Origin of the sequence: Lachnoclostridium sp. MSJ-17 (assembly GCF_018918205.1) — a bacterium.
In the GTDB taxonomy this organism is placed as follows: domain Bacteria; phylum Bacillota; class Clostridia; order Oscillospirales; family Acutalibacteraceae; genus Ruminococcoides.
This window is the reverse complement of record NZ_JAHLQB010000114.1, coordinates 1-11,036: the sequence shown is the minus strand read 5'-3', so window position 1 is coordinate 11,036 and position 11,036 is coordinate 1. Positions and strand designations below refer to the sequence as shown.

General features: G+C 49.1%; 12 protein-coding genes and 1 other annotated feature. Of the genes, 8 read left to right on the top strand and 4 right to left on the bottom strand.

The window, feature by feature from the left end:
• Positions 1–242 precede the first annotated feature (242 nt).
• Complete coding sequence (locus tag KQI64_RS09400; RefSeq protein ID WP_216524503.1) at positions 243–1,985, bottom strand: recombinase family protein; 1,743 nt, start codon at positions 1,983–1,985, stop codon at positions 243–245.
• A gap of 81 nt (positions 1,986–2,066) precedes the next feature.
• Between KQI64_RS09400 and KQI64_RS09395 the strand changes: the two genes are divergently transcribed.
• The 8 genes from KQI64_RS09395 to KQI64_RS09360 all read left to right on the top strand — a co-directional run bounded on the left by KQI64_RS09395 (position 2,067) and on the right by KQI64_RS09360 (position 8,930).
• Positions 2,067–2,456, top strand: a complete 390-nt coding sequence (locus KQI64_RS09395) for a hypothetical protein (protein WP_216524502.1) — start codon at positions 2,067–2,069, stop codon at positions 2,454–2,456.
• Positions 2,457–2,861: 405 nt separating this feature from the next.
• Entirely contained in the window at positions 2,862–3,365 is a 504-nt protein-coding gene (locus KQI64_RS09390; protein ID WP_216524501.1) for a DUF1836 domain-containing protein, read from the top strand.
• Positions 3,365–4,198 (top strand): prohibitin family protein, encoded by an 834-nt coding sequence (locus KQI64_RS09385; protein WP_216524500.1) that lies wholly within the window; start codon positions 3,365–3,367, stop codon positions 4,196–4,198. Before KQI64_RS09390 ends, KQI64_RS09385 begins: the two co-directional genes overlap by 1 nt.
• Positions 4,198–4,383 (top strand): DUF6440 family protein, encoded by a 186-nt coding sequence (locus KQI64_RS09380; protein WP_216524499.1) that lies wholly within the window; start codon positions 4,198–4,200, stop codon positions 4,381–4,383. Before KQI64_RS09385 ends, KQI64_RS09380 begins: the two co-directional genes overlap by 1 nt.
• A gap of 152 nt (positions 4,384–4,535) precedes the next feature.
• Positions 4,536–4,752: a binding site (T-box leader), on the top strand.
• Between the two features lie 58 nt (positions 4,753–4,810).
• Positions 4,811–5,866 carry a phenylalanine--tRNA ligase subunit alpha gene (gene pheS / locus KQI64_RS09375; RefSeq protein WP_216524498.1) on the top strand — a complete coding sequence of 352 codons (1,056 nt, stop codon included), beginning with the start codon at positions 4,811–4,813 and terminating at the stop codon, positions 5,864–5,866.
• A gap of 15 nt (positions 5,867–5,881) precedes the next feature.
• Positions 5,882–8,248, top strand: a complete 2,367-nt coding sequence (gene pheT / locus KQI64_RS09370) for a phenylalanine--tRNA ligase subunit beta (RefSeq protein ID WP_216524497.1) — start codon at positions 5,882–5,884, stop codon at positions 8,246–8,248.
• A gap of 117 nt (positions 8,249–8,365) precedes the next feature.
• The gene (locus tag KQI64_RS09365) at positions 8,366–8,611 is read left to right on the top strand and encodes an IreB family regulatory phosphoprotein (RefSeq protein WP_216524496.1); all 246 of its coding nucleotides are present in this window, start codon (positions 8,366–8,368) and stop codon (positions 8,609–8,611) included.
• 16 nt (positions 8,612–8,627) lie between these two features.
• Positions 8,628–8,930 (top strand): hypothetical protein, encoded by a 303-nt coding sequence (locus tag KQI64_RS09360; protein ID WP_216524495.1) that lies wholly within the window; start codon positions 8,628–8,630, stop codon positions 8,928–8,930.
• A gap of 108 nt (positions 8,931–9,038) precedes the next feature.
• Here KQI64_RS09360 and KQI64_RS09355 read toward each other — a convergent pair whose 3' ends face one another.
• The 3 genes from KQI64_RS09355 to KQI64_RS09345 form a co-directional block, all read right to left on the bottom strand.
• Positions 9,039–9,368 carry a DUF4368 domain-containing protein gene (locus tag KQI64_RS09355; RefSeq protein WP_216524494.1) on the bottom strand — a complete coding sequence of 110 codons (330 nt, stop codon included), beginning with the start codon at positions 9,366–9,368 and terminating at the stop codon, positions 9,039–9,041.
• Positions 9,369–9,374: 6 nt separating this feature from the next.
• Positions 9,375–10,712, bottom strand: coding sequence for a recombinase family protein (locus KQI64_RS09350; protein WP_216524493.1), 1,338 nt, complete (start codon positions 10,710–10,712; stop codon positions 9,375–9,377).
• A 93-nt stretch (positions 10,713–10,805) separates the two neighbouring features.
• Positions 10,806–10,937, bottom strand: coding sequence for a transposon-encoded TnpW family protein (locus tag KQI64_RS09345; protein ID WP_216524492.1), 132 nt, complete (start codon positions 10,935–10,937; stop codon positions 10,806–10,808).
• Between the last annotated feature and the right edge of the window lie 99 nt (positions 10,938–11,036).

Here is an 11,036-nt window from a genome sequence, read left to right as displayed (position 1 = left end):
GCCTCTGGAGAGCATAGCGTATGACCAATTTGTACTTCTTTCATCTGCATGCCGGCTATTCGATATTTCAAAATTTCTTTTGTGCAGGTATACAATTTTTTATCGTTCTGAATAGTTACTATAAAACAAAAATGCATACCCTTCCTATGAGGTATTCTTGCAACCTTAAATAATAGGCGTGGTTACTAAAACTACGCCTATCATTTAGGGTTATTTATTCATAAACTCTGTCACCATTTCAATCACTGTACCGGTTGATCAATCTCGGTTCCGTCGTTGAAAATTACCTTGATTCGATCCTTACTCTCGACCACTACGCATTGTAGCATTTGGCGAACCAATTCGTCATTGAATTGCATCGGTTGGTTTTCGAGGATGTCTGTCAGCCTGTCAATATCGTTGATTTTAGATTGTACAGATGCGTTGTCGTTTTCTACATACTTGGCAAGCTCCTTGTTCAGCGTTTCCCTCTCAATTATCAACTCAGTAAGTCTTTGTTCAATCATGACATTGTTATTTTCGTCAACGGAGACAAGAGACATTGCTTTTTGGAATTCTTCATTGATTTCCGCGAGCCTAACCTTGATTTCAAGTTTTTTATCTTCCGAGTCGTCGCACTTCACTGTCATGACAATGTGGGATTTCAGCGTCTGAAGGAGATTGGTGTTTTGCATAGCTACGGTCTGTATGGCACTCATGATTGCACGGTGCAGTTCTTCTTCACCCATTGTTGGAGAATTGTGGCATCGTTTTTTTCCGTAATCCAAGCGGCTGATGCATCTCCATACGATACGTTTGTTACCACAAGCTGTCCATGTGCATCGGCGATACGGCGTACCGCATTCTCCACAGACGAGCAGTTCGGTCAGTGCATATTTCGAAGAATACTTGCCAAGCTCGGTTTTTGTACCAACCTGTTTGACCTTCCGCAGTCCACTGCGCCGGGCAAGTTCTTCCTGAACTTTGCCAAAGGTAACTCTGTCAATGATGGCGGGATGGTTGTTTTCGACATAGTATTTAGCGCGCTCACCGTTGTTTCTCTTTTTCTTTTTGGAGATACAATCAACAGTGTAGGTTTTATTGATTATCGCGTCGCCCATATATCTCTCATTGGTGAGAATAGAATGTAGTGTACCGTAAGTCCATTTTACCTTGCCACCGGGTGTCAGAATGTTTTTACATTCCAGTTTGGAAATAATTGTTTGGTGGCTGTCACCAGCGAGGAACCTCTCATATATATATCGGATCGTTTCTGCTTCTTCGGGAACAATTTCAGGGTTGCCGTCATTGCCTTTGCGGTAGCCGAGGAAGTTTTTGTAATGAAAGGATACATTGCCTTCTCGGGCGGCTTGCTCCTTGCCCCATTTGACATTGGCACTGATGTTCTCGGATTCGCTCTGTGCGATTGAGCCGTACACCGTAATGTAGAATTCTGAACCATTCTCAATGCTGTGAATTCCTTGTTCTTCAAAATAAACATCTAGCATTTCTGTAATGTCACTCAGCATAACCTCATCTGTTATAGCTACAAGCTTACGACAGTCATTACTTTGGCATTTCCATCTCCCGTGAATCTTGGTGCGAGGATCAAATCTTCGTTTCATTACTGTGCCGCAGCAAGGGCAAATTGTTTGAGCGTCAAGATGATAGATTAGTTCATCTTTGTTTACTCCCTTTTGTTTGTTGCGAGTTTCTCGGATTTCATCAGCTCTAAGGGCAATATCTTCACTGATAACTTGCGGGTAATCTTCGTCGCCTAAATATTTCTTGTTTTCAAGAATTCTCTTGATTCTCGCTTTGTTCCAGCCGGTTGTTCCGGGACGGTATTCGATATGCAGGTTATTTAGTAAACCTGAGATATTTAACATCGATTCACCGGCAAGATATCTTTTGAATATCTCTTTAACAATATCTGCAGTAGATTCATCTACAACGACACACCCATTTTCAAATTTATACCCGAATGGGATTGTCCTTCTGTTCACGTTGTTTGCACCTCGCTTTTTCGCTGATTTTTTCTGATAATTCTATATCGCCAAGTAATTTGAATGTAAGTATACATCAATATGTACTGCAAGAGCAACGGCTTCGACTGCTCCGCAAAGAAGAATCTGGATCTGTTCACCCTCCGCAACGGCGCAAGTCTTGAACTTCAGAGCGCGAAGCTTTGCGGCGACAACCGCAAGTTCGTGATACCGGACAACGCGAACAACACCACCCTGAAGACAAAATATGTGGAATTCAACGGCGCTTCCTACTACGGCACCGACGCCAATCCCTGTATCGAAATCTCCAAGAAAGCCAATAACACCAACATCAACCTTAACTGGACTGAATTCAACAGCGAATACTCCAGCCGTATCAAGAACGACGGCAAAAACACCAAGATCAACGAATGGTACGTAACCCGCTCCTGGGAAAAAGAGGAGCGCGGCGGCGAGTACTGGGGAACCTGATCGGGGCAAGATTCTGAAACAGAATATGAACGAAAAAACCTCAGCGGGGATGACAAATCAGTCATCCCCGCTGATTACGATTTTGTTACCGCAAAGATGGTGATTCGCCACGAGCAGGAATTGTCTGCTACGCTGACAGAGCAACAGAACGCCATACTGCAAAAGATCAAACGAGATGGAACACTGCGGAAGATGAAACGCCCTTGTCCTCCGCCAAATATAACGGATACCCACTAGGGTGTCCGTTATATTTTTTTACCGAAAACTTTTTAAGAAAGTCACGTGAAAACTATTGACAGTCAAATGAACCTGTGATATAATCATATCAACGTTTGAGAAAGGCGGGTGACTTTATTGCAGACGTTTATACCCGGGACTACGCTCCCGTATGAAGGCGACGAGGGGATGTTTTCGAAAATCCGTCCGTTAATTCGCGCTACCGACGGTCTGACACTCAGTCAGGTCTGTGCTATTACCGGGCTTGAGGGCTCGTCGATACAGAACTGGGTCAAGCGCGGGTTCGTTTCCCGTCCCGAACAGAAAAAATACCGCGAACGTCAGCTCGCGCGAATACTTCTGATATCCTCACTGCGCGATTGCATGCCGCTCGACCGCATAGGCGCGCTGATGGGAATGGTCAACGGCGACGCGAACGACACGGACGACGATATCATCTCCGAGGAGCAGATGTACGACTACCTCTGCGCCGTGATTGGCAGAACGGAGAATCTTCCGCCGGACGGCATAGGGCAGATCGTCGCGGAAATTACATCTGATTACACGCCGCTGCGCGAAAACGCCGCATCTGTTTTGCGGCAGGCGCTGACGGTGATGGCGCTCGCGTACATCGCGGGCGGGTACAAGCGCGAGGCTGACTCGCTCTTTGACAGCATGAAGGAGAATTTATAATGGAAACCACCGAAAAGAAAAAAATCAATATCAACTTAAAGAAAATCATTATTCCCGCGGTTATCGTGCTCGCCGCGTTTATCGTGGCGCTCAACAGCTTTGTCGTTGTTGAGGCGGGTCACACGGGCGTTGTGGTAACTATGGGCGCGGTCAACGAGGGCGTGCTCCAGGAGGGTATCCACCTCAAGGCTCCCTTTGTTCAGGACGTTGTGAAAATCGACAACCGCATTCAGAAGCTCGAGGTAAACACCGAGGCATTCTCGAAGGACCTTCAGAGCGTTAAGACTGTGCTCGCGATTAACTACCGCGTAGACACCTCCAAGAGCTACAGCATCTACAAGAATATCGGCGCGGATTACGAGAACGTGCTCGTAGTTCCCGCGGTAAACGAGGTGCTCAAGGCTATCACCGCGACCTACACCGCCGAGGAGAGCGTTACAAACCGCGCGCTGATCTCCGACGGACTGGTTGAGGGTCTTAACAACAAGCTCAACGACATCGGACTTTACGTGACCGACGTAAATATCATCGACTTCGATTTCTCCGAGGCGTTCATCACGGCAATCGAGGAGAAGCAGGTTGCTCAGCAGCAGCTTTTGAAGGCTGAGACCGAGAAGCAGACCAAGATCACAAACGCTCAGGCGGACGCCGAGGCTGTAAAAATCAAGGCTGACGCGGAGGCTTCGGCTAATGAAACGATTTCTAAGTCGCTGACCGACAACATTATTGAAAACAAGAAGATCGAAAAATGGAACGGCGAGCTGCCTCGTGTTGAAGGCGGCAGCGGCACGATTATCGATATCGGCGGCGTTGAAAAAGGAAGTGCAAACTGATGAAAGAGAAGAATGAAAGATTTGTTGAAAAGCTTACCGAAGGAAGGTCACTCAGCGAGTCAGGTTCAAGAACCGTGCTTGTCGATACCGAAACGGGCGTTAACTATCTGTTTATCAAGAGCGGTTACAGCGGCGGCTTAACTCCGCTTTACAATGCCGACGGCTCTCTTGTGGTAACAAAGTAATTGGGTTATATGGAACCTTTGCCGAAGAATAGCCGAAGTAAGGTTTAGCTGAAACATTTCCCGCGAAAATGTGCAGCGGAAATTAAATAAAACTTTTAGTACGCGGTTTAAAACACTTGCAAAATAAAACGAATAGTGGTATTATGTTAAGAGATAACACGGCGACGGAGAGAGTAGCATTTTGCACCGTTCTGAAAGAGAGACGCGTCATCGGCTGAAAGCGCGTCATTACGGCTAAGTGTGAAGTTCACTCCCGAGTGGCAGGGCTGAAATAGCAGTAGGCTCTGACGGCTTGCCCCGTTACAGGCACAATGAGTGTCCGGTTATTCGGAAATCAGGGTGGTACCACGGAAATTTTTCGTCCCTGTGCAGGAAACTGCACAGGGCTTTTTTCTGCATAATTACAAATTTTATATAGGAGGAAATTATGGATAACAGAATTGATGTTCTCAGAGAAGAAATCAAGCAGAAGCTGAGCAGCGTCGGCGACCTTGCAGAGCTCGACAAGCTCAGAGTCGGCTATCTCGGCAAAAAGGGCAGCATTACAGCGCTGCTCAAGGGTATGAAGGATCTCACCAACGAGGAGAGAAAGACCTTCGGCGCGGAGGTCAACAAGCTCAAGGCGAATGCCGCCGAGCTTATAGACAGAAAGGTCGAGGAGCTCAACCAAAAGGCTATCGAGGCTGAAATCAACCTCATGCCCGTTTTTGACGTTACAACTCCGCCCGAGCTTACACGCGGCTCTTATCACCCCGTAACTCTTTCGCAGCGTCAGTGCGAGGCTGTGTTCAAGTCAATGGGCTTTACCGTTGAGGATTACGCCGAGGTCGTTACCGACTACGAGTGCTTTGAGGCGGTAAATATTCCCAAGCACCACCCCGCGAGAGATATGCAGGACACCTACTACCTTGAGAACGGTCAGCTGCTCAAGACCCAGACCTCCGCGGCACAGAACGCGATTCTCAGAAAGTACGGCAGGAATCTCACCGAAAACGGCGTGCCTATCAAGGCGATTTTCCCGGGACGCTGCTTCCGCAACGAGGCTACCGACGCCTGCCACGAGAATACCTTCTTCCAGATGGAGGGTATGATGGTGGACAAGGATATTTCCATTTCAAACCTCATTTACTTCATGAAAACAATGCTCTCCGAGGTGTTCCAGCGCGACATCAAGGTAAGACTCCGCCCCGGATTCTTTCCGTTCGTAGAACCCGGATTTGAGCTTGATATCAACTGCGAGATCTGCGGCGGCGAGGGCTGTCCCTCCTGTAAGCACAGCGGCTGGCTTGAGCTTTGTCCCTGCGGCATGATCCACCCGAACGTTCTGCGCGAGGGCGGCGTTGACCCCGAAAAGTATACGGGCTTTGCGTTCGGCCTCGGTCTTACGCGCCTTGCCATGATGAAGTACGGCGTCAAGGATATCCGCGACCTCAACAGCGGCAATCTCAAGGCTCTGTCGCAGTTTACCGACGATGATAACTAAGGGAGGAGTAAAGCTATGTTCCTGTCAATGAACTGGATTTCGGACTTCGTGGATTTCACGGGTCTTGAGAAGGTGGATCTTATTCACCGTTTTTCGCTTTCTACCGCCGAGGTGGAGAACGAGATTTTCTATAAGGGCGCTGATCTGAGCGGCGTTGTCGTCGCGGAGATCAAGTCCGTCGAGAATCACCCCGACTCAAAGAAGCTCCATCTTCTTAAGGTCGACGCCGGCGAGCCTGAGCTGACCGATGTTGTCTGCGGCGCGCCGAATGTGCGCGTCGGAATGAAAACCGCCTTTGCAAAGGTCGGAGCAAAGCTCGGCGAGATCGAGATCGCGCCGCGTCCGTTAGCGGGCTTCATGTCCTACGGAATGTGCTGCTCCGAGTCTGAGATCGGAATCAGCGACGACCATTCCGGCATCATGGAGATCACCGACGACGTTGCTAACGGCACCGATATCAAGGACGTTTACGAGATCGACGATATCATCTTTGAGGTCGACAACAAGTCCCTCACCAACCGTCCCGACCTCTGGGGTCACTACGGCATCGCGCGAGAGTTCGCCGCTCTCGCCGGCAGAGAGCTCAAGCCGCTCGATACCGCCGATCTGGAAGCCTACAACGAGCTGAAAAAGGTCGACCTCAAAATCGAGGATCCGCTCTGTCAGCGTTATTCCTGCTTACAGGTTGAGAATATCGCGCGCAGCGTCAGCCCTGTCAACATGAGGATCCGCCTTTTCTACTGCGGAATGCGCGGTATCAACTTCCTCGCCGACCTCACAAACTACCTCATGCTCGAGATGGGTCAGCCCATGCACGCCTTCGATTCGCGCAAGGTGGGCAAGATCCGCATCAAGAGATTTGAGAAGCCCTTTGTTTTCAGGACCCTCGACGGCGTTGACAGAAATGTCGACGAGAACACCCTGATGATCTGCAACGACAACACGCCCGTAGCTATTGCGGGTATCATGGGCGGTCTGGATTCCGAGATCGTTGAGGATACCACGACCCTGACCCTCGAGTCCGCGACCTTTGACGCGGCTTCCATACGCAAGTCGACAGTCCGTCTTGCTCACCGCACCGACGCTTCGATGCGCTACGAAAAGAGCCTTGACCCAGAGCTGACTGTTCCCGCGATCGCGCGTTTCCTCTATCTGCTTATGAAGTACGACGGCGGCGTGAAGGTTGTTTCCGCTCTCACCGACGAGTACGCGTTCAGATATCCGCAGGTCGACCTCAGCTTTGACAAGAGCTTTGTTGACCGCTACACAGGCATTGAGATCGACAACGACACCATCGTCAAGACTCTCACGAGCCTCGGCTTCAAGGTCACCCTCGACGGCGATACCTTCGACGTTCTCGTTCCCTCATGGAGAGCGACAAAGGACGTTACGATGAACGCCGATATCATCGAGGAGATCACCCGTATCTACGGCTACGACAACTTTGAGATCAACACCACACGTTCGCCGCTCTATCCCGTGCGCGAGGACGTTGTCAAGAATAACGAGGACAGAATCAAGGATATGCTCGTCAAGCGTTACAGCCTGCACGAGGTTCACTCCTACATCTGGGCTTATGCGGACGAGCAGAAGGCTCTCGGAATTCCCGTTGAGGAGAACGTCCGCCTGCTCAACGCGACAAACCCGAATATCGAAACTCTCCGCCGCTCGATGATACCCACACAGCTCTGTCAGGTAAAGACGAACGTCGGCTACGCTCCGGACTTCGGTATCTTCGAGGTGGGCAGAGTCGTTGACGGCATTGACGAGAACAACCTCTGCAGAGAGTACAAGAAGCTCGCGATCACCCTCTACAGCAAGACGAAGGACGTCCGCACGCTCTACTTCGAGCTCCGCGATATGCTAGCGGCTATCGCCGACGACCTCAAGCACAAGCCCCTCGGCTACAAAATCGCTCAGGCAAAGCACAGCTGGGAGCACCCCGTAAACCTCAATACCGTCCTGCTCGACGGAGAGGAGATCGGCACGATCGGAATCGTTCACCCGACCGTCGGCAAGAAGATCGACAAGAAGAGCAGCATCGTGTTCGCGGAGATCGACATGAACGCCTTCGCGAAGGTTGAGAACGCTTCGATCTGCTACGAGGAGCCGTCGAAGTTCCCGCCGATGGATTACGACATCAGCGTCGTGGTTCCCGCGGGCGTGTTCTACGCTGACCTCGAGCACTGCTGGAAGAACGAGGGAAAGGATATCCTCAGAAACACAAAAATCGTCGACACCTACGACACCGAGCTTTTCCACAGCATCACTATCCGCTTTGAGTTCTCGTCCGCCGAGCGCACACTCAGCTCCGGCGAGGTACAGGAGATCATGGATAAAATCATCTCAAATCTCAGGGAAATCAAGGTTACACTTCGATAAAGAATAAACGGGAGCGTCATGCGCGCTCCTGTTTTCTTTTAAATTGTATAAAAACACTTGCAATTCTTAGCTTTTTCCTGTATAATAATAGAATAGATAAACGGGAGGTGCTTCGGTATGTTAGAAAAGACGATGATTTTTTCATTGGGCGATGAAAAGGACGACCAGATTAAAACAGGTCTTACGATCGTATATGACGCGCTGCGGCAGAAGGGTTACAACCCAATCAACCAGATTGTGGGATATATTCTCAGCGAGGATCCCACCTATATCACTACCTACAATAACGCGCGCAACATCATCAGCGCGATTGACCGCGACGATCTGCTCGAAGCACTGGTTAAATCGTACCTCAATGTTTAAGAAAGGATGATGCCTTGTGGCAGAAGCGAAAGAGGCAAAGGAGTTCTCAACCTATAAGGGCAGACCTCTTGTACGCTGCGGCGACGAAATCTATTACGGCAATATGGATGAGCCGTATGTCATCAGACTTCAGATCAAGTCAAAGAAGGAAGTCGGCGGAATCGAGGTCGCCGACAAGATCACGGTTCAGCTTATGGCTACCGACCCTTACCTTTTACCCCGAAAGGCGATTGTGAAAACCAGCGAAAAGCAGGGATTTTATCTTGCAATGGATATCGCCGATATCTGGCTCGGCAGAGCATTGGCGGGTAAAATGTAAGCGCCGCTTTGGCGGCATTCACGCAAACAAAAAAGAAGGAGCGCTTTAGGCTGATTCCGAAAAGGATGTTTTCAGTTTAAGGCGGTGCCCTATGCGTAGGCGGACAGTTCAGGCTGTCCGCCTTTCGTCATGCGTTTTTTCTTCTGCTTGGTTGATTTCTCCCGGCAGAGCGAATGTTTCGATGTAGCGGAAATAGATGTCGATTTGCTGCGGAGAGGTCTGGCTGTGCTTTTTCTCACGCTCGTGAACAACGATCTTGCTGATGAAGGTTCTCAGCACCTCGGGCGTCAGCTCCTGTACACATACATATTTCCTGACAATGTCAAGGAACTTCTGAACATTGGTACATTCATTTTTGAGTGTATCAATTTCTTTTTGCAAGTCAGGAATAGTCGCTTCAAGCTCTTTCTGTTCATTGTTGTAATCAACTGACAGCATTCTGTACTATTCGTCGCTGATACGCCCGAGGACGTTATCCTCATACAATCGCTTGAACAGCGATTTCAATTCAACAATACGCTTTTCTGCTTTTGACAGCTCCGCAGTTTTGGCGTTCAACTCTTTTCTGTACTGTGAGGAAGTCTTTTTGCTTATGTAATCGGTAAACTCCTTCGTATTGTTCCTCGCGTAGTAGAGCGCCTTGTTGATTTCCTCAAGCACAATTTCGTCTAGCACAACCTCTCTGATTGAATGCGGTGTGCATTTTACTTCACCGACGTGCTTGTGATAGTTTCCGCAGATAAAGCTGTAGCTCTCACGCTTGACCGTTCTTCCCCTATAGAGATAATGTTTTCTGCCGCAGTCGGCGCAGTAGATGAGTCCGCTGTATTTATTGATTTCACCCATACGGGTTTGTCGAACTCTGCCTTCGCGCACCTTGCGGACAATATCCCATGTTTCTTGGTCTATAATTGCTTCATGAGTATTCTCGAAACGGAGCTGTTCTTCCTTCGGAACCTTGATGGTTCGCTTGTCCTTGAACGAAGCTATCCTTGTACGGCAGTTAATGGTGTGCCCGAGATAGATTTCGTTATCAAGAATATCAGCAATCGTGCGTGAGGTCCATTTATATGGATTCTCTGTGTCTGTGCGCGTACCATACTTGCCTTCCTTTTGGAAACGGTAGAAGGTTGGTTTAAGAATCTTCTTTTCCTGCAACTTTTTTGCAATATTAGTCGGGCCGATGCCCTCGGCGCACATTGCGAATATCAGCTTTACCACAGGCGCAGTTTCCTCATTAATCAACAGACGACACTCTTTTCCACTGTTGGGGTCGCGGCGGTAACCATACGGTATGGTGGTTCCAAGTCGCTCACCGCGCTCGGCTTTTGTTTTGAATACAGCGCGGATTTTCTTGCTTGTGTCACGAGCGTACCACTCGTTGAACAGATTCTTGAACGGCGCAAGCTCGTTGTTGTCGCTGAACAGCGAGTCATAGTTATCGTTGATGGCGATATACCTGACGCCGTATCTCGGAAATACAAACTCGGTATAGTTGCCGACCTCGATATAGTTTCTGCCGAGTCGGGATAAGTCCTTCGTGATAACGATTCCGACCTTGCCCGCTTCAATCAGCTTGTACATCTCCTGAAACCCGGGACGATCGAAGCTGACGCCTGAGTAACCGTCATCAACGAACACGCGAATGTTCGGAAAGCGATTATCCTCAGCGTACTTTTCGAGGATTGCTCTTTGATGCACGATGCTGTCGCTGTCGCCAACGTTGAGGTCGTCTTTTGATAAGCGGCAGTAAAGCGCGGTTATTTTATCTTGGTTTGACATTATTTTTCTCCTTCCTGTTGTCAAACCGATTGGGAGTCTGCGAGTTTTCGCAACTCTACAATACTCCCAACCGGATAAAATGTCCAGAACTATTTAGGCTGCGCCGTCAAAATCATTATCAATGAGCCGCTTTACGCCGTCGACAACAGTCTGCTTGCTGCCTAAATCAAAAACGGAATTTACGATGTACTCTTTTTTACCGATACCTGAATCCGTGAAACTCAAGCAAGCCTAAAACGGGTTACAAGACCCAGATAAGCGCTCGCCCACGCATTGCTCCTACTGACTGACAGAATCAATTGCCGCGCATGTTTGGTAACGTGT

Coding starts and splice junctions, on each gene's coding strand:
- KQI64_RS09395 (WP_216524502.1), top strand. CDS start 2,067: ATGTACTGCAAGAGCAACGGCTTCGACTGCTCCGCAAAGAAGAATCTG.
- KQI64_RS09390 (WP_216524501.1), top strand. CDS start 2,862: ATGTTTTCGAAAATCCGTCCGTTAATTCGCGCTACCGACGGTCTGACA.
- KQI64_RS09385 (WP_216524500.1), top strand. CDS start 3,365: ATGGAAACCACCGAAAAGAAAAAAATCAATATCAACTTAAAGAAAATC.
- KQI64_RS09380 (WP_216524499.1), top strand. CDS start 4,198: ATGAAAGAGAAGAATGAAAGATTTGTTGAAAAGCTTACCGAAGGAAGG.
- pheS (WP_216524498.1), top strand. CDS start 4,811: ATGGATAACAGAATTGATGTTCTCAGAGAAGAAATCAAGCAGAAGCTG.
- pheT (WP_216524497.1), top strand. CDS start 5,882: ATGTTCCTGTCAATGAACTGGATTTCGGACTTCGTGGATTTCACGGGT.
- KQI64_RS09365 (WP_216524496.1), top strand. CDS start 8,366: ATGTTAGAAAAGACGATGATTTTTTCATTGGGCGATGAAAAGGACGAC.
- KQI64_RS09355 (WP_216524494.1), bottom strand. CDS start 9,368: ATGCTGTCAGTTGATTACAACAATGAACAGAAAGAGCTTGAAGCGACT.
- KQI64_RS09350 (WP_216524493.1), bottom strand. CDS start 10,712: ATGTCAAACCAAGATAAAATAACCGCGCTTTACTGCCGCTTATCAAAA.